The organism is Streptomyces sp. NPDC101234, from assembly GCF_044767525.1.
GTDB lineage: Bacteria > Actinomycetota > Actinomycetes > Streptomycetales > Streptomycetaceae > Streptomyces > Streptomyces sasae.
On the sequence record NZ_JBIWOA010000002.1, the window covers coordinates 230,023 to 246,876 of the forward strand.

Genomic DNA, 16,854 nt, shown 5'->3' on the forward strand with positions numbered 1-16,854 from the left:
GAAGACATGGCCAGCAGCAGTCGGGGCGCCGGCAAGAGCCTCGTGCGCGCCACCCTGGAGATCCACCAGCCCCCGCCGAGCGGCAGCCGCACCCCGGGCGCTCTCATCAAGTCCTTCCACTTCGACTTCAACCCGGCGCAGCTCAGCATCGGCCGCCGCGCCGACTGGAAGTCCTCCTACGCGCCCGTCGAACGCGACGGCCCGCTCCCTGAGTTCCTCGGCGCGTACCCGCGGCAGATGAGCGTGGAGATCTTCCTGGACTCCTCCGACGACCCGGGCGACAACACGGTGCTCAAGAAGGTCGAGTCGCTGCTGAACTGCTGCGAGGTCACCAGCCAGAGCATCGCGAACAAGCGGCCCTCGCCGCCGTGGGTGGTCTTCGAGTGGGGGTCGTTCTCGACGGCCCGCTTCACGGCGTACGTCGGCTCCGTCGACGCCTCCTACACCCTGTTCGGGACGAGCGGGATGCCCATCCGGGCCACCTGCCGGCTGCAGCTCCAGGAGATCCCGAGCAAGACCCCCGGGCAGAACCCGACCTCCGGCGCCCTCACCGCACAGCGGGTGCACCGGGTGGTCGCCGGGGACTCGCTCCAGGCGCTGGCCTGGCGGGAGTACGGCGACGCGTCGGCCTGGCGGTCGATCGCCGACGCCAACGGGATCGACGACCCGAACCGGCTGCCCACCGGGACGGAACTGGTGCTGCCTGCCGCCGAGGAGGTGCGGCGCTGATGGTGAAGTACGCCTATTCGAACATCATCAAGGTGACCATCGACGGGAAGGACCTGAAGTCCGACCCGGTGTGGGGGTCGGCGCTGGTCGAGGCCCACGTCGACCAGGGCGTCGGGGTGCCCGCCGCCTTCCACCTGACCTTCCGGGACAAGGACCGCAAGCTCTTCGGCGACCTGGGGGTCAAGTTCGGCAGCGAGGTGGTGCTCACCCCGATGTCCGACGGCCAGGACACCGCGGGCCCGCTGCTGACCGGCGAGGTCACCGCGATGGAGGCCGAGTACGACGGCACCGGCAGCTACGCCGTGGTCCGCGGCTACGACCGCGGTTTCCGGCTGATGCGGCAGCGCCGGGTGGTCGCCTACCGCAACCAGACGGCCTCCGACATCGCCCGCAAGCTGGCCGGTCAGGACGGGGTGCCGATCGGCCGGATCGACGCGACGAAGACCGTCTACGAGTTCATCAGCCAGAGCAACGTCACCGACTGGGAGTTCCTCGCGCGGCTCGCCGACGAGAACGAGATGGTGATGTCGGTCGACGCGAAGGGCAAGTTCCAGTTCGTGAAGCCGAAGGACGCCTCCGGGGCGCCCTCGACGAGCACGGACGGCGACAAGAGCCCCTTCGTCCTGGAGGCCGGGCACGACATCCTGCGGCTGCGTTCCGCCGTCACCGCCGCCGACCAGGTCGCCACCGTCGAGTCCCGCGGCTGGGACGTGACGACGAAGAAGACGCTCACCGCGACCTCCAAGGCCAACGGCAACAAGGCGTACAGCATCGGCGCCACCCCCGGCGACGCCTACGCGAAGTTCCCGACCGCCAAACTGGTCGAGACCCGTACCCCCTACGACAAGCAGTCCGAGGTGAAGTTCGCGGCCGACGCCCTCTCCGACGACGTGACGTCCGGGTTCGCCGAGGTCGAGGTGATCGTCCGGGGCAATCCGCAGCTGCGGCCGGGGGTGCCGGTGGCGCTCAAGGACGTCGGCACACCCTTCGCCGGCAAGTACACCGTCACCTCGGTACGGCATGTCTTCGGCGACGACAAGCACTACGAGACCTGGGTGACGGTCAGCGGCCGGCAGTGGCGTTCGCTGTACGGCGTGGCCTCGGGCGGCGGCGCCTCGGACGCCGGTTCCGACCGGCAGCTCAGTGTGGCCCCGGCACTCGTCACCGACGTACAGGACCCGCTCCAGCAGGGCCGTGTGAAGATCAAGTTCCCCTGGCTGGACGACACCTACGTCAGCGACTGGACGCGGACCGTGCAGATGGGCGGGGTCCGCGGCGGCGGGGTGTTCCCGATGGACGTCGGCGACGAGGTACTGGTCGCCTTCGACCGTGGCGCCCTCGACCATGCGTACGTCATCGGCGGCCTCTACAACGGCAAGGACAAGCCGACCAAGGTCAGGGACGTCCCGTTGCACGACGGCCTGCGCGGCCGCGCCACCCGGCACACCGTCTCCGACCGCGTCGGCAACCGGATGGACCTGCTCGACCAGCGGGGCCGCAAACAGGGCGTCCGGCTGGCCAGCGGCGACGACAAGCTGACCGTCTACCTCGACCGGCAGAACACCGAGATCACCGTGGACAGCAAGGGCAGTGTCTCCATCAAGGGCACCAGGTCGGTGTCGGTCGAGGCCGGCGCCAACCTCTCCCTGAAGGCGGGCGGCGCGCTCAGCATCAGGAGCGGCGGACCGCTGTCCCTCCAGAGCGCGGAACTCGTCGACATCAAGGCACCCACGGGCGCGGTCTCCGTGAACGCCGCCGCCGTGAACCTGATGGCGAACGCGGCCCTGTCGCTGCGCGGCAACGCCGCCGTCGCGATCAGCTCCCTGGTCACCGTGGGGATCCAGGCCCCCCAGGTGCCGGTCCTGGGCAACCTGATGATGGGCGGACTGACCGTGATGGTGATCCCGGCATGAGCGCGCGCGAGGTCTTCCCCGAGGGGCGGGTGCGGAGCTGATGGCGGAGCAGTTCGTGGGCTCGGGCTGGTCCTTCCCGCTGCGGATCGGCCCCACCGGCGGTATCGCCCTGGTCAGCGGCGAGAAGGAGGTGGAGGAGGCCATCCGCCTCGTCCTGTCCACGGCCCCCGGCGAACGCCCGATGCGCCCGGAGTTCGGCTGTTCCATCCACGACCTGGTCTTCGCGCCGGTCAACGAGCAGACCGCCGGCCGGATCCAGCACGAGGTGTACGCCAGCCTGGACCGCTGGGAGCCGCGGATCGAGGTCGAGGACGTCGAGGTCACCACCGGCGCCGACCCGAGCGTGCTGATGATCGACGTCCGCTACTCGATCCGCGGCACCAACAACCCGCGCAGCCTGGTCTTCCCCTTCTACGTCATCCCCTCCCACGACGAGCCGGACCTGCCGCCCGCCTCCTCGGACTCCTCGGAAAGCGACCGCTGATCCCCGATGGCCCTGCCCTCCCCGAACCTCGACGACCGGCGTTTCCAGCAGTTCGTCGACGACGCCAAGCGTTATATCCAGCAGCGCGCCCCGGAGTGGACCGACCACAACGTCTCCGACCCCGGCATCACGCTGGTGGAGACGGTCGCGCACATGGCCGACCAGATCGTGTACCGGCTCAACCGGGTCCCGGAGAAGAACCACCTGGCCTTCCTGGACCTGGTCGGCATCACGCTGTTCCCGCCGTCGGCGGCCCGTACGGACGTCACGTTCTGGCTGTCGGCGGCCCAGGAGGACGCGGTCGCGGTGCCGGTCGGCACGGAGGTGGCGACCCGCCGTACCGAGACCCAGGAGGCGGTGGTCTTCGCGACCGAGCGCGACCTGGCCATCGTGCCGAGCGAGCTGCGGCACCTGATGCGGCAGGAGCGCGGCTCGGCCGTCGTGGACCTCACCCACGAACTCGCCGAGGGCAAGGACCTGTTGTGCTTCACCGAGGCCCCGAACCCCGGTGACTGCATGCTGCTCGGCCTGTCCGCGGCCGTCCCGCACTGTGCGGTCGCGCTCGATCTGGACAGCCGGGTCGACGGTGTCGGCGTGGACCCGCGGCAGCCCCCGCTGGTGTGGGAGGCGTGGACGGAGGACGGCTGGCAGGAGTGCGAGGTCGACCGGGACGGCACCGGCGGTCTCAACCGCCCCGGCGAGGTAGTCCTGCACGTCCCCGCCGGGCACGTGCTGTCCCGCAACGGCGGCCGGGAGGCGGGCTGGCTGCGCTGCCGGGTCACCGAACCCCGCTCCGACCAGCCCTTCTACACCACGTCCCCGACGGTCCGGTTCGCCGAGGCCTGCACGATCGGCGGCACGACCGGCGCGGTGCACGCGGAGACCGTCGAGGACGAGGCGCTCGGCGAGTCCACCGGCCTGCCCGGCCAGCGCCTGAGCCTCGCCCACGCCCCCGTCGTCGGCGACACCCCGCCGCTGCTCCTCCAGACCGCCGAGCACGACGGCGAGGGCGGCTGGCTGGACTGGCAGGTGGTCCCGCACTTCGCGGCCTCCGGCCCGTACGACCGCCACCTCACCCTCGACGCCACCACCGGCGAGATCGCCTTCGGCCCTGCGGTCCGCGAACCCGACGGCTCGCTGCGCCAGTACGGCACGGTGGCCCCGAAGGGCGCGGTCATCCGGGCCCGCCGCTACCGCACGGGCGGCGGCCGGGACGGCAACGTGGCCCGGGGGGCCGTACAGATCCTGCGCTCCTCCATCCCGTACGTCTCGGAGGTCGTCAACCGCGAGGCGGCGCGCGGGGGAGTGGACGGCGAGACGGTGGCCGAGGCGAAGGTCCGCGCCCCCATCACCCTGCGCGCCCAGGAACGGGCGGTGACCCTGCGCGACTACGAGGAGTTGGCCCGCCGGGCCGCCCCCGAGACGGCCCGGATCACCTGTCTGGAGGGCGAGGAGGGCGAGTACGGGGCTTACGCGGTACGGGTGTTGGTCGTCCCGCAGGCGGTGCCCGACCCCGGCGGCCGGCTCCGCTTCGAGCAACTCGTCCCCGGAGACGCCCTCCTGGACCGCATCACCCGCCACCTGGACGAACGCCGCCTGATCGGAACCCGGTTGGCGGTCGGCCCGCCCTTCTACCAGGGCGTCACCGTGGTCGCCACCCTGCATGCCTTCCGCGGGGTGGACGTCGACCGGGTCCGCCGCCAGGCCCATGACGCCCTCTACCGCCACCTCGACCCGCTGACCGGCGGGGCGGACGGCAAGGGATGGCCGTTCGGGCGCCCGGTGCAGTCCGGCGAGGTCTTCGCGGTGCTGCAACGCGTCCCCGGCGTCGAACTCGTCGACGAGGTCGTCCTGCATCCCGCCGACCCCCTCACCGGCAAGCGCGGCGACCCGACGGACCGTATCGACCTCGCCGCCCCCTCGCTCGTCTTCTCCTACGACCACCGGGTCCGGGTGATCGGCGAATGACCCCCGACCACGCCCGCGGAGGCATTCGTTGAGAGGTTCGATCGACGGCCTGGGCTCCTCCACGCCCATCGGCCCGATGCTCCCCGCCGTCTTCGCCGACGACGATCTCGCCCTGCGCTTCGTCGCCGGCCTGGACGATGTGATCGCCCCCATCCCCAACGTCCTCGACTGCCTCCCCAGCTACTTCGACCCGGCCCTGACCCCCCTGGACTTCGCGGAGTGGCTGGGCACCTGGGTCGGCGCGGAGACCGACGGCACGGAACCGGAACCCCTGCTCCGGGCCGCCGTGGCCGCGGCCGCCTACCTGCACCGCATCCGGGGCACCCGCCGCGGCCTCTCCGAGGCGGTCCGGCTGGCGTTCGGCGTCGCACCGGAGATCACGGAGAGCGGCGGCGCCGACTGGAGCGCCCGCCCGCTGGGCCGCTTCCCCGGCACACCTCGCCCCCGCCTCCATGTCCACCTCACGCTTCCGTCCCCCACCCCCGCCGACGAGGTCCGTCTGGAACACCTCGTGGCCGCCGCCCGCCCCGCCCATATGCCTTACACGGTCCAGGTGACCGCTTCTTCTCCGTCCGCCGAAAGGACCCCGCAGCGATGACGACCACCCAGAACTGCACGGAGTGCGGCACGGTCGCAGAACCGGGCCAGTCCTTCTGCGACGCGTGCGGAGCAGTCCTGAGCTGGACGGGAAACAGGGAGGAGGCGGCCAGACAGGAGACCCCGGCCCCCGAAGGCTCCCCGGCGCCCCCCGCCTGGGACGCCTTCGCCCCCAGAGAAGGCGCCTCAGGCCTCCCCCGCGCCCAACGCAGCAACTTGCTGGGCACGGCGACGACATCAGGAACGGCGACGACAGCGCCCCGCCAGGAACGGGAGGACTTGTCGGCAACGGCGACGACAGCGCCCCGTCAGGGGCGCGGGGCTGAATCCGATGTGCGGCTACCGCCGCGTGGGCGCGACCAGCCCGCACCGTCCGTCACCGCGACGACGGCCGAAACCACCCCCGTCCCCACCACTCCCGACCCGGAAGCCGCCGACGGCGCCCGGCCTCCGCAGGGGTCACCCGCACCCGACCACGACGGCCGCACGGGTGGAGCGGGCGGGAACTCATACGCCGAAGGCGGTGGCGAGGACGCCCACGACCGGGCCCGCCGCCTCCTCATCCCCGTACAGGACCCGGAACCGGCCCCCGCACCCTCGTCCGTCACCCCCGTCCTCCCCGGCCGCCCCACCCCCCAGCGCCCCCAGTCCGTCCGCGCCCCCGGCGCAGACCTCGGCGCCCACGGCGGCACCCCCTGCCCCTGGTGCGCCACCCCCAACCGCCCCGACCGCCACTTCTGCACCCGCTGCGCCATGCCCATGGCCGGCCACGGCGACACCTCCCCCGCGGCCCCCCGCCCCTGGTGGCGCCGCCTCTTCGACTTCCGCAACCGCGAAACCCCCTGGGCGGGCGACCGCCCCCGCCTGCGCCGCACCTTCGACCGCGTGCTCACCTGGATCGTCGCCGCCGTCGTCCTCACCGGTGTCACGGTCCTGGCGGTCAACACGCCGAAGGCGATCAGCGCCACCCGCGACCACTTCGCCAAACGCGCCCAGGTCTCCCCGGACCGCGTCACCGCGTCCCGCTCCTACGCCGGCCACAAGCCCGACCTCGTCTTCGACAAGCTGAGCAACACCTGGTGGGGCCCGGGTGTGGTGCAGGGCGGCGAGGGCGAGTGGATCGAGGCCCGCTTCGACGAACCGACCCGGCTGCTGAACGTGATCATCACGTCCGGCGAGTCGACCCACTACGACCAGCTCAAGAAGTCGGCCCTGCCGCACCGGCTGAAGGCGACCATCAAGACGTCCGACGGGAAGACGGCGACCCGTGAACTGGTCCTCGACCAGGCGGCCGGCGGCCAGACCCGGGACTTCCGCGCGTCGGACGTCGTCTCCGTCCGCTTCACGATCGAGTCGTCGTACCAGGCCTCCGCGAAGACCCAGGTGGCCATCGCCGAGATCGAGTTCTTCGGCCCGTCGACCGCCGGCTCCTCCTGATCCGGCCGATCCGACAGATCCGACCTGGGAAGGGCGGGGAGGGGCGGGGCTAACTCCTCATCAGGGACCGGTAGACGGCCCTGGACCTCGGGTTGCTGCGGCAGCCCCAGACGCCGTGCGGGCAGTAGTCGGTGAGGGTCTGGTACAGCGGCCGGCTGTCCGCGAACCACTCCAGCATGCCCCGCAGATAGGCCGGATCGTCCCCGTTCTCGTAGAGCCCCCACTCGGGATACGAGACCGGTTTGCCGTGGGCCCGGGCGAAGTCGACCTGGGCCCGCAGCCCGTACGGCTCCATGACCTGCTCCCGGAAGGACAGCCCGCGCGGGGAGTCGTAGGAGTCCATCCCGATCACGTCCACGAACAGGTCCCCCGGATAGCACTCGGTCCAGGGGATCGCGTCCCGCCCCCGGTTGGGCGTGAAGTCGAACCGGAACCGGGCGCCGGGCACCGACCGCATCGCCGTGACGATCCGCACCCAGTAGGCCTTCCAGGCGGCCGGGTCGGGACCGCAGCGATGGGTGTACGTCACCCCGTTCATCTCCCAGCCGAGGACGACGACGGTGTCCGGCGCACCGACCGCGACCAGCCGCCGGGCCAGCGCCCGGAAGTGGCCGTCGTACGCCCCGCCCGCCCCCAGCCGGAGCCGGCGCCGTACCTCGGCGTCGGGCACATGGTCCTCCGTGTGTTCCAGCATCGGCACGTTGAGGACGAGGAGCCGGTCCGGCACGGCCCGCCGCCAGTGTGCCCACAGCCGTACGAAGTCCGGGGCGCCCTCGATGTTCTGCCACACATCGCCCGGCAGGTAGGTGTGTCCCACCCGGGGTTCGTCATGACCGAGCCAGGCGCCGAGCGCGCCCACCCGCCGCACCCCGTCGGCGCCGAAGCCGAGGTACGCCCCGAAGGGCCCGGGGGCGGCGGGTCGCGGGGTCTCAGGCCGGGAGACCGGTACTAACAGGAGGACGACCGTCGTGATGAGGAGGACGAACCTCGGGTGTGCCATGGGTGGCAGTCTGGTCGCTCCCGGGTGCCGGTGCAGGCTGTGCGGGGATCTTCGAACTTTGTGCGAGGCCCGCCGGATCGCCGAGGATCGCCACCCCGTGCCCGCGCAGCCACGGCAGCGGCGGCACCGCGGACCCCATGAACGGCGTGGTGCGGACCTCGAAGTGGAGGTGGGGACCGTCCGCGTTGCCGGTCGCACCGGCGGCGCCGATGCGCTGGCCCGTCAGGACCTCCTGGCCGGGCCGGACGTTGATGACGGACAGATGGGCGTACTGCGTGTAGTAGCCGTCCGGGTGCTGTATGACGACCTGGTTGCCGAAGGCGTCGCCGCAGGACGCGGTCACGATCCGGCCGGGTCCGACGGCGTACACGGGCGTACCGGAGTCGACCGCGAAGTCCTGGCCGGTGTGCCGGTGCCTCCAGTGGGGGCCCTCGGCGGCGTAGCCGGCGGAGAGCCGGTAGCCGACGGTCGGCGCGGTCCAGGCCGGGGTGTCGCTGTTGGTGCCGTTGTCGCCGGTGCCTGCGCCGGCGCTGTCGGTGCCGCTGTCGGGCGGCGGGGTGCTGGGAGTGCCGAAGCCGCAGGTTCCGAGGCCGGCGTCGGCCTTGGCGGGCGTGGTGAGGAACGCGCCGGTGAGGAGGAGGACGAGCGCGGCAGTGAGGAGTCGTAGATCATCCTTTCGCATCTTCGGATCCTCGGACGATCTGCCGGGTCCGGGGCGGTCTCACACGCCCCGACGCCGTGACTTTCGCCCGTTCGGATCCTGCGGTCGCCCACGCTCTGAACGGACGCCCACCGTCCGCCCGTACATCCGGGCACGTCAGCGTTCGACCGCAGATCGGAGTCCCCCGTGAACGCATCCGCAGCCATCGGCGTGACCGGCCTGGGCGTGATGGGCCGCAACCTGGCCCGGAACTTCGCCCGGCACGGTTACCCGGTCGCCGTCCACAACCGCACTCCCGCCCGCACCCGTGCGCTGATCGAGGAGTACGGGCAGGAGGGCACGTTCGTCGGTGCCGAGACCGCCGCGGACTTCGTCGCCGCCCTGGAACGCCCCCGTCGCATCATGATCATGGTGCAGGCCGGTGCCGCCACCGACGCCGTCATCGACGAGTTCGTCCCGCTCCTCGAACCCGGTGACATCGTCATCGACGGCGGCAACGCCCACTTCGCCGACACCCGCCGCCGCGAGGCCGCCCTGCGCGAGAAGGGGCTGCACTTCGTCGGGGTCGGTGTCTCCGGCGGCGAGGAGGGCGCGCTCAACGGGCCGTCCATCATGCCGGGCGGCTCCGCCGAGTCGTACGCCGTGCTGGGGCCGATGTTCGAGGACATCAGCGCGAAGGTGGGCGGTGAACCCTGCGCCACACACGTCGGCGCCGACGGTGCCGGGCACTTCGTGAAGATGGTCCACAACGGCATCGAGTACGCCGACATGCAGCTCATCGCCGAGGCGTACGACCTGCTGCGCCAGGTCGGCGGCTACGCGCCGGCCGAGATCGCGGACATCTTCCGCGAGTGGAACGGCGGCCGACTCGGCTCCTACCTCATCGAGATCACGGCCGACGTCCTCGCGCACGTCGACGCCGCCACCGGCGCCCCCTTCGTCGACATCGTCACCGACGCGGCCGGGCAGAAGGGCACCGGGCGCTGGACCGTGCAGACCGCGCTGGACCTGTCCTCGCCGGTCACCGCGATCGCCCAGGCGACGTTCGCCCGCGCCGCGTCCGGCCGTCGCGAACTGCGCGCCGCGTACGCCGGGTTGCCCGGCGGCACCACACCCCCGCTCAGCGCGACCGAGGCCGACCGCTTCGCCTCCCGCGTCGAACACGCCCTGTACGCGTCCAAGGTCATCGCCTACGACCAGGGCTGGACGATGATCCAGGACGCGGCCGCCGAGTACGGCTGGAAGATCGACCTCGGCGCGGTGGCCCGGATCTGGCGGGGCGGCTGCATCATCCGTGCGTCCTTCCTGGACCGGATCCGCGCTGCCTACCGGGCCGACCCGGACCTGGTGAGCCTGCTGGCCCAGGAGGAGTTCGCGAAGGAGATCGCCGACGCGCAGGTGCCGTGGCGGGAGACGGTGGCGTCGGCGGCCCGCCGGGGCATCCCGGTCCCGGCGTTCTCGGCGGCCCTCGCCCACTACGACACCCTGCGCGCCGACCGCCTCCCGGCGGCCCTTCTCCAGGGGCAGCGCGACTACTTCGGCGCCCACACGTACGGCCGCACCGACCGCACCGGCGCCTTCCACACCCACTGGGCGACAGAGGGCCGCCCCGAAACACAGGACTGAGTGACTCTGCCCCGTCTGAAGCGCCCCGTCAGGGGCGCGGGGAACTGCGCGACCAGCCACGACCGGCCCGCAGCGGGCTACGCTCCGACGCCCCCCCCGGTCGGCGGGACGACAGACGGTGCCGCGACAGGCCGTCAGCGGTCTGCAGCGCCACCGTGGCTGGTCGCGCAGTTCCTCCCCCAGCCTTCGGCCGGGGGTACCCCCAGCGCCCCTAAAGGGCGCGTTGCAGGCAAGGGCGCTGGGAGGAGGCCCCCTCGGCCGGGCCGACCGCAGGTCAGACGCGGACGCCGAACATGAACGGGCCGCCGATGGTGCTCATCGACTCGTAGCGGACGACCGTGCCGGTGCGCGGGGCGTGCAGGATCTGCCCGTTGCCCGCGTACAGGCCCACGTGGTGCAGGTCGTTGAAGAAGAAGACCAGGTCGCCGACCTGGAGCTGCGAGGTCGAGTAGATCTTCGTGCCGATCGTCGACTGGGACTCGGACGTACGGGGTATGGAGACGCCGGCCTGCGCGTAGGCCCAGGAGGTCAGACCCGAGCAGTCGTAGGAGGACGGGCCGGTGGCGCCGTACACGTACGGCGTGCCGAGCTTCGTCTTGGCGGCGGCGAACGCGGCGGCGGCCCTGCCGTTGGCGGACGTGTCGTTGCCGAGGTCCACACGCTCGCTGGAGGAACGGCTGGCGCGGTCCTGCTCGGCGGCCAGCGCGGCCTTCTCGGTGGCGGTGAGGCTGTTGAGCAGCTTCTGCGCCGCGGCGAGTTTGGCCTGAACTTCCTTCTTCTTCTTGGCCAGTTCGGTGCGGGTGGCGGACAGGTCCTGGAGCTTTCCGGAGGCCTCCGCCCGCTCCTGGGCCAGCTCGCGCTGCTTGGCCTGGATCTTCTTCAGCGTCTCGACCTGCTGGCTGCTCAACTGGTCAAGGGCGGAGGCCTTGTCCAGGTAGCTGTCCGGGTCGGAGGAGAGGAAGAGCTGGAGGGACGGGTCGATGCCGCCGCTGCGGTACTGGGCGGTGGCCATGCTGCCGATGCCGTCCCGCAGTTCGTTGAGCTCGTCCTGGCCACGGGCGACCGAGTCCTGCAGCGCGGAGATCTGCTTCTGGAGCTTCTCCTGCTTCTCCTTGGCCCCGTTGAGCTTCTCGGTGGCCTGCTCGGCCTCCTCGTAGAGCTTGTCGACCCGGGACTTGACCTCGTCCTTCTTCGGCTTGGCCGTGGGCGCGGCGTCGGCCGCCTGGGCGGAGAGGACCACGGCGGCAGCGGCGGCGGTGGTGAGCACGGTGACGCGAGCGCGGCTCGGCTGCTTGGGACGACGGTGGGACGCCACGGAGGCGGCCTCCTTTCGAACGAAAGAGTCGAGCACTGGGTCAACTAGAGGTACGAGTAACAGACCTTAATGACTCTCTTATGGTCAGTTCAAATCTCTGCATGGAAAAAATTCGGCCACCGGCCGTCAACAGGCCTTCTGCGCCCAGTGGGTCGCGGGTGTCGGGCCGTTGATTGTTAAGAACCTTGACAGTTAATTGGTCTAGTCCAAATATGTGCGTCCATGAGACGCACCCGTGCCCTGCACGCCCTGACCGCAACCGCCCTGTCCGCCGCGCTCGTTGCCCTCGGATCCGGCGCCGCGCACGCCTCCTCGCAGACCGCCCCGCACACCGCGAAGCCCCTGCCCGCGCATGTCGCCGCGCCCTACTTCGAGGCGTGGACCGGCCAGAGCCCGGCCGCACTCGCCGCCGTGTCCGGCAACAAGTACCTCACCCTGGCCTTCCTCCAGACCCCCGCCGCGGGCTCCTGCACCGCCGACTGGAACGGCGACGCCACCCAGCCCGTCTCCCCGTCGAGCTTCGGCGCCGACATCGCCGCCCTCCAGGCCCGCGGCGGCGACGCCATCCCCTCCTTCGGCGGCTACAGCGCCGACACCACCGGCACCGAACTCGCCGACAGCTGCACCGACGTGCACGCCATCGCGGGCGTGTACGAGAAGCTCGCCACGACGTACGGCATCTCCCGTATCGACCTCGACGTCGAGGCGGACTCCCTCGCGAACACGGCGGGCATCGACCGCCGCAACAAGGCGATCGCCGAGGCCGAGCGCTGGGCCGAACACACCGGCCGGCCGCTCCAGTTCTCCTACACCCTGCCGACGACGACCAAGGGCCTGGAGGACAACGCCCTGGCCGTCCTCCGCAACGCCGTCGCCGACCACGCGCGCGTGGACGTCGTCAACCTCATGACCTTCGACTACTACGACGGCGCCACCCACGACATGGCCGCCGACACGAAGACCGCGGCGAGCGGCCTGTACGGCCGGCTCCACGATCTCTACCCGCACAAGAACCCGAAGCAGCTGTGGGGCATGGTCGGCGTCACCGAGATGCCCGGCATCGACGACTACGGCCCCGCAGAGACCTTCACCACCCAGAACGCCACCGCCGTAGCGAGCTGGGCCGCCGCCCAGGGCATCGACACCCTCTCCTTCTGGGCCCTTCAGCGTGACAACGGCGGCTGCGTCGGCACCGGCGGCTCCGACTCCTGCTCCGGGATCGCCCAGGACACCTGGTACTTCAGCCACACCTTCGCCCGGTTCACCGGCCCGCGGCTTTAGGACTGCCGGCTCCGGGACCGGTCGGCTCCGGGACTGTCGGATCCAGGACTGTCGGCGACGACCTGCGCAATCCTTTGCCGTCCATGGTCAACAGCAGGTTTTCGGACAACGAGCACGTCACCGACGGCGATTATCGTCCGCACGGCCCACCCACGCACTTCACCCTGTTCCCCGGAGCTCCATGCGCCTCAAGCAGGTCTCGCTCATGGCGGCGATATCCGTCGTCGCCGGGCTGACCACCGCCGCCGTCGGCCTCACCGGTACCGCCGCGTGGGCCGACGGCACGGCCCCGTCGCCGCTGTCGCACTACGCGCACATGGTGGTCGACCCCGCCCACCAGCACCTGTTCTTCAGCCAGGGCACCGGCTCGACCGGCATCCTGGTGACCGACCTGGCCGGCAACCCCGTCACCACCATCACGGACGAGCAGGGCGCCACCGGCCTCGCGCTCTCCGCCGACGGCGCCCCCCTCTGCGCGGCCCTCGCCGACGGTGACGCGGTCGCCGCCATCGCCGCAGGTGGTCGGCACGGTCACGCCCGACAGGTCCGGGCAGTGCATGAAGTTCCAGACCCAGGAGTACTACAGCGGCGCCTGGCACACCATCGGCACGTCGTCCTGCTTCTCCATGGCCCCGGGCAGCACCGGCGTGACCCATCTGGTCCTCACCCACGTGGTGGGCCAGAGGTTCCGGACGCGGACGGAGTACGTGGCCGGGCCCAAGGACACGAGCAACGCGAGCACATGGGGCGGCTGGCTGTACTTGACGGTACGGAACTGACCGGCCCAGCCCAGCACTTCGGCCCGGCCATCCACACCCTGTGGATGGCCGGGCCGATTCGTTTGCGGGGATGGGGAGTTACGGGTTGACGACCGTCCCGCCGAAGGTGACGTTCAGCTTGCCGCTCGACGCGAAGGACCAGCCGAGGGAACCGGAGTAGGAGGAGCACCGGGAGCCGTTGGTGCCCGTCCAGAACTGGTTGGAACTGTCCGCGTCACCGACGGTCTTGTCGTTCGACCCGTCGACGGCGAACCGGCACGAGGTGTTGGTGCGGAACACCGAAGTGCCCTTGTCGAAGGAGAAGTTGCGCTCGGTGTTGTCGATGCTCACGTTGTTCGAGATCGTCATCGTGCCCGGGTTGCTGTTGTAGGTGAACCCGTGGTGCCCGTTGTCGTAGGCGATGTCGTGCTGGACGACGTGGTTGACGGCGATGGCGTCGCCGCCGAGCTTGTAGCCGTTGCGGTCGCCGTTCGCGTTCTGGGTGCCGTCGGTCAGGGTGCCGTTGCCGTAGGAGAGCGAGTACTCGATGGTGACCGGCCCGATGGCACCGGTGTCGGTCTTGGTGTAGAGGTCCCAGCCGTCGTCGATGTTGTTGTGCGAGACGTCGTACCGGAAGACGTTCCCGGTGCCGGTGGTCAGCTTGGACGCGAAACCGTCGGCGTTCTCGCCGCCGCTGTCCTCGTTGTCGTGCGACTCGGAGCTGACGATCAGGTTGTTCGACGGCCAGGCACTGCTCGACGTGCTGGAGGAGATCCGGCCGAGCTGCAGCCCGGTGTCCCGGTTGTACGCGGTCACGACGCGCTCGACGACGTTGTTGCTGCCGCCGACGTAGATGCCGTTGTCGCCCGCGTGCTCGACCGTGAGGCCGTACAGATGCCAGTAGTTGGCGAAGAGCTGGATGCCCCGGTTCGACGAACTCTCGCTCTGCGCCGAGAAGTCGAGCACCGGTGTCTCGCCCGGGTAGGCGGACAGCGTGGTGAGCGCGGCGGAGGAGCCGTTGGAGCCGGCCGGGACGGTCACCGTGGACGAGTAGGCGTACGTCCCGCCGCGCAGGTAGATCGTGCCGCCGGCGGCGATCCGGCTGATCGCCGAGGTGAGCGTGGTCGGCGCCGACTGGGTGCCGGCCGCGCTGTCGGTGCCGCTCGGCGACACGTACAACACCGTGGACGCGGCCTGCGCGGGGGTGCCGGCCAGTGCGACGAGCGAGCCGGCGAGCAGGCCGACGGCCGCGATAACTGGTCTCACGTGCATCGATCGTCTCCGTTCGGGTTCATGGCGACATGGCGGAGGGGTGTGGAAAGCGCTTTCTCTGCGAAGCTAGGGAGGGTGCTGCGGGGTCGTCAATAGTCATGTATGTAAAGGCTGTTCGAGCATGTGATCGCTAGTGGGTGTGATGGTCCGGGTGGGGGCGGGATTGCGCCATCCGGATTATTTCGATGGCGATCGGAATAGGGGCCGCCGGACGCCCGTTGCCCCTGTCATGGCTGAGATCACGGACAAGATCGACCTGGGTGCCGTCGGTGTGTGGCGCCACGACAAGACCGACCCCGAGCTGGCGGTCGCACTGGAGGGACTGGGCTACGGCACCCTCTGGCTGGGCAACGTGACCGACCCGGAGCTGACCGAGGTGGAGCGGCTGCTCGACGCGACCGAGAGCCTGGTCCTCGCCACCGGCATCGTGAACATCTGGTCCAACCCGGCCGAGGACATCGTCCGCTCGTACCGGCGCATCGCCGAACGCCACGCGGACCGCTTCCTGCTGGGCATCGGCGCCGGCCATCGCGAGATGACACAGGAGTTCGTCCGGCCGTACCAGGCCCTCAACGACTACCTGGACGCCCTCGACGCCGGCGGTGTGCCGGTGGCCCGCCGGGCCCTGGCCGCGCTCGGCCCCCGCGTCCTGCGCCTGGCCGCCGACCGCTCGGCGGCCGCGCACCCCTACCTCGTCACCCCGGAACACACCCGCAAGGCCCGCGAGATCCTCGGCGCGGACACGCTCCTGGCCCCCGAGCAGAAGGTGGTCCTGGAGACCGACCGCTCCCGGGCCCGCGCGAAGGGCGACGGCACGCTCGCCCTCTACCTGGGCCTGAGCAACTATGTCGCCAACCTCCGGCGCCTCGGCTTCGACGACACCGACTTCGCGGACGGCGGCAGCGACCGCCTCTTCGACGCGCTGATCCTGCACGGCGGGACGGCGGAGGTGGCCGAGGGCCTGCGGGCCCATCTGGAGGCGGGCGCCGATCATGTGACCCTGCAACTGCTGGGCGGCACCGGGGACGACCCGGACCCGCTCCCGGGGTACCGGGCGCTGGCGGAGGAGTTGGGGATCGCGGGCTAGGGATGGGCTAGGGAGTCTTTCCCGGGGGTGCGGGGCCGGGGGCTGTCGGTGAGGTGGCCCGGCCCGGCCCCGCCTCGGTCAGAGGCCGGTGAGCAGGCCGTCCAGCGGTGCGGGTACGCGATCCGGATCCAGCGCCTCGACCAGGACCCGGCCGTAATGGATCTTCCGTCCCGCCGTCGTGCCGAAGAAACGCCGGAGCTGCTGCTGTGTGGTGCGGCCCTGCTGGGCGGGCTGGTTCAGGAAGGTGCGCAGGGGGCGTTCGTCGCCCTCGGCCCGGATCAGTTCCGCGACCCGGTCCGGGCCGAGCGCGCGGATCAGCTCGTCCTCCAGATCGGCGGCGCACACGAAGAACCCGTGCTGCGCCGCACCGGCCCGCTCCAGGCCACGGTCGTAGTAGCGCCGCTCCCTCTCGTCGCACAGCCCCGTGAGACGCAGCCCCAGTCCGGGCGGCCCGAGCAGCCGGGCGAACCGCCCGATGTTCATCGCCCCGCCCATCGACAGGACACAGACGCCGTCGCCCGCCAGGTCCCGCCCCCGCCGCTCGGCGAGCGCACCGACGGCGGCGACATCGCTGGGCCCTTCGACGAGTACGACGACCCGCACGCCCAGCCGCTCCGCCAGCTCCCGCGCGGGCTCCCCGTCCCCACCGGCCGCCCAGGTGACGACTGCCTCGTGGAACGCCCCCATGTCAGCCATGGGACGAGTCTCCGCCCGGGCCTGGTGCCG

At 71.1% G+C, this 16,854-nt stretch carries 15 protein-coding genes; 10 read left to right on the forward strand and 5 right to left on the reverse strand.

Going from position 1 to position 16,854, the window contains the following annotated elements; genetic code table 11:
* Nucleotides 1-6 precede the first annotated feature (6 nt).
* From ACIRR9_RS04315 to ACIRR9_RS04340, 6 genes are read left to right on the forward strand one after another with little or no spacing between them, the layout of a single operon-like run.
* Nucleotides 7-729, forward strand: a complete 723-nt coding sequence (locus ACIRR9_RS04315) for a LysM peptidoglycan-binding domain-containing protein (protein ID WP_123975596.1) — start codon at nucleotides 7-9, stop codon at nucleotides 727-729.
* Nucleotides 729-2,642, forward strand: a complete 1,914-nt coding sequence (locus ACIRR9_RS04320) for a VgrG-related protein (RefSeq protein ID WP_403747380.1) — start codon at nucleotides 729-731, stop codon at nucleotides 2,640-2,642. The genes ACIRR9_RS04315 and ACIRR9_RS04320 overlap by 1 nt, the downstream gene beginning before the upstream one ends.
* 40 nt (nucleotides 2,643-2,682) lie before the next feature.
* Entirely contained in the window at nucleotides 2,683-3,126 is a 444-nt protein-coding gene (locus ACIRR9_RS04325; RefSeq protein WP_365337622.1) for a GPW/gp25 family protein, read from the forward strand.
* A gap of 6 nt (nucleotides 3,127-3,132) precedes the next feature.
* On the forward strand, nucleotides 3,133-5,094 hold the full coding sequence (locus tag ACIRR9_RS04330) for a putative baseplate assembly protein (RefSeq protein WP_403747382.1): 1,962 nt from the start codon (nucleotides 3,133-3,135) through the stop codon (nucleotides 5,092-5,094).
* 28 nt (nucleotides 5,095-5,122) lie between these two features.
* Nucleotides 5,123-5,692, forward strand: coding sequence for a phage tail protein (locus ACIRR9_RS04335; RefSeq protein WP_365337626.1), 570 nt, complete (start codon nucleotides 5,123-5,125; stop codon nucleotides 5,690-5,692).
* A complete protein-coding gene (locus tag ACIRR9_RS04340) occupies nucleotides 5,689-7,128 on the forward strand; it encodes an NADase-type glycan-binding domain-containing protein (protein ID WP_403747384.1) in 1,440 nt (479 codons plus the stop codon). Before ACIRR9_RS04335 ends, ACIRR9_RS04340 begins: the two co-directional genes overlap by 4 nt.
* A gap of 49 nt (nucleotides 7,129-7,177) precedes the next feature.
* Here the strand turns inward: ACIRR9_RS04340 and ACIRR9_RS04345 are convergent, their stop codons facing one another.
* A complete protein-coding gene (locus tag ACIRR9_RS04345; RefSeq protein ID WP_403747385.1) occupies nucleotides 7,178-8,128 on the reverse strand; it encodes a glycoside hydrolase family 26 protein in 951 nt (316 codons plus the stop codon).
* Nucleotides 8,058-8,810 carry a M23 family metallopeptidase gene (locus ACIRR9_RS04350; protein WP_403747387.1) on the reverse strand — a complete coding sequence of 251 codons (753 nt, stop codon included), beginning with the start codon at nucleotides 8,808-8,810 and terminating at the stop codon, nucleotides 8,058-8,060. The genes ACIRR9_RS04345 and ACIRR9_RS04350 overlap by 71 nt, the downstream gene beginning before the upstream one ends.
* A 165-nt stretch (nucleotides 8,811-8,975) precedes the next feature.
* On the opposite strand from ACIRR9_RS04350, the gene gndA reads away from it, so the two are divergent.
* Entirely contained in the window at nucleotides 8,976-10,415 is a 1,440-nt protein-coding gene (gndA, locus tag ACIRR9_RS04355) for an NADP-dependent phosphogluconate dehydrogenase (RefSeq protein ID WP_403747389.1), read from the forward strand.
* 274 nt (nucleotides 10,416-10,689) lie between these two features.
* Here the strand turns inward: gndA and ACIRR9_RS04360 are convergent, their stop codons facing one another.
* Nucleotides 10,690-11,730, reverse strand: a complete 1,041-nt coding sequence (locus tag ACIRR9_RS04360; protein WP_403747391.1) for an NlpC/P60 family protein — start codon at nucleotides 11,728-11,730, stop codon at nucleotides 10,690-10,692.
* Nucleotides 11,731-11,952: 222 nt separating this feature from the next.
* On the opposite strand from ACIRR9_RS04360, the gene ACIRR9_RS04365 reads away from it, so the two are divergent.
* The gene (locus ACIRR9_RS04365; protein ID WP_403747394.1) at nucleotides 11,953-13,011 is read left to right on the forward strand and encodes a glycosyl hydrolase family 18 protein; all 1,059 of its coding nucleotides are present in this window, start codon (nucleotides 11,953-11,955) and stop codon (nucleotides 13,009-13,011) included.
* A gap of 557 nt (nucleotides 13,012-13,568) precedes the next feature.
* Nucleotides 13,569-13,790, forward strand: a complete 222-nt coding sequence (locus ACIRR9_RS04370; RefSeq protein WP_403747396.1) for a hypothetical protein — start codon at nucleotides 13,569-13,571, stop codon at nucleotides 13,788-13,790.
* A gap of 78 nt (nucleotides 13,791-13,868) precedes the next feature.
* Here ACIRR9_RS04370 and ACIRR9_RS04375 read toward each other — a convergent pair whose 3' ends face one another.
* Entirely contained in the window at nucleotides 13,869-15,041 is a 1,173-nt protein-coding gene (locus ACIRR9_RS04375; protein WP_403747399.1) for a right-handed parallel beta-helix repeat-containing protein, read from the reverse strand.
* Between the two features lie 229 nt (nucleotides 15,042-15,270).
* Here ACIRR9_RS04375 and ACIRR9_RS04380 point away from each other — a divergent pair, with 229 nt between their 5' ends.
* Nucleotides 15,271-16,128: an LLM class F420-dependent oxidoreductase gene (locus ACIRR9_RS04380; RefSeq protein ID WP_403747402.1), complete on the forward strand. Its 858-nt coding sequence runs from the start codon at nucleotides 15,271-15,273 to the stop codon at nucleotides 16,126-16,128.
* Between the two features lie 78 nt (nucleotides 16,129-16,206).
* Here the strand turns inward: ACIRR9_RS04380 and ACIRR9_RS04385 are convergent, their stop codons facing one another.
* A complete protein-coding gene (locus tag ACIRR9_RS04385; protein WP_403747405.1) occupies nucleotides 16,207-16,824 on the reverse strand; it encodes a TOPRIM nucleotidyl transferase/hydrolase domain-containing protein in 618 nt (205 codons plus the stop codon).
* Nucleotides 16,825-16,854: the final 30 nt, after the last annotated feature.

Excerpts from the sequence above, each read along its gene's own strand:
- ACIRR9_RS04315 (WP_123975596.1), top strand. The coding sequence starts at position 7 with ATGGCCAGCAGCAGTCGGGGCGCCGGCAAGAGCCTCGTGCGCGCCACC.
- ACIRR9_RS04320 (WP_403747380.1), top strand. The coding sequence starts at position 729 with ATGGTGAAGTACGCCTATTCGAACATCATCAAGGTGACCATCGACGGG.
- ACIRR9_RS04325 (WP_365337622.1), top strand. The coding sequence starts at position 2,683 with ATGGCGGAGCAGTTCGTGGGCTCGGGCTGGTCCTTCCCGCTGCGGATC.
- ACIRR9_RS04330 (WP_403747382.1), top strand. The coding sequence starts at position 3,133 with ATGGCCCTGCCCTCCCCGAACCTCGACGACCGGCGTTTCCAGCAGTTC.
- ACIRR9_RS04340 (WP_403747384.1), top strand. The coding sequence starts at position 5,689 with ATGACGACCACCCAGAACTGCACGGAGTGCGGCACGGTCGCAGAACCG.
- ACIRR9_RS04345 (WP_403747385.1), bottom strand. The coding sequence starts at position 8,128 with ATGGCACACCCGAGGTTCGTCCTCCTCATCACGACGGTCGTCCTCCTG.
- ACIRR9_RS04350 (WP_403747387.1), bottom strand. The coding sequence starts at position 8,810 with ATGCGAAAGGATGATCTACGACTCCTCACTGCCGCGCTCGTCCTCCTC.
- ACIRR9_RS04365 (WP_403747394.1), top strand. The coding sequence starts at position 11,953 with ATGAGACGCACCCGTGCCCTGCACGCCCTGACCGCAACCGCCCTGTCC.
- ACIRR9_RS04370 (WP_403747396.1), top strand. The coding sequence starts at position 13,569 with ATGAAGTTCCAGACCCAGGAGTACTACAGCGGCGCCTGGCACACCATC.
- ACIRR9_RS04375 (WP_403747399.1), bottom strand. The coding sequence starts at position 15,041 with ATGCACGTGAGACCAGTTATCGCGGCCGTCGGCCTGCTCGCCGGCTCG.
- ACIRR9_RS04380 (WP_403747402.1), top strand. The coding sequence starts at position 15,271 with ATGGCTGAGATCACGGACAAGATCGACCTGGGTGCCGTCGGTGTGTGG.
- ACIRR9_RS04385 (WP_403747405.1), bottom strand. The coding sequence starts at position 16,824 with ATGGCTGACATGGGGGCGTTCCACGAGGCAGTCGTCACCTGGGCGGCC.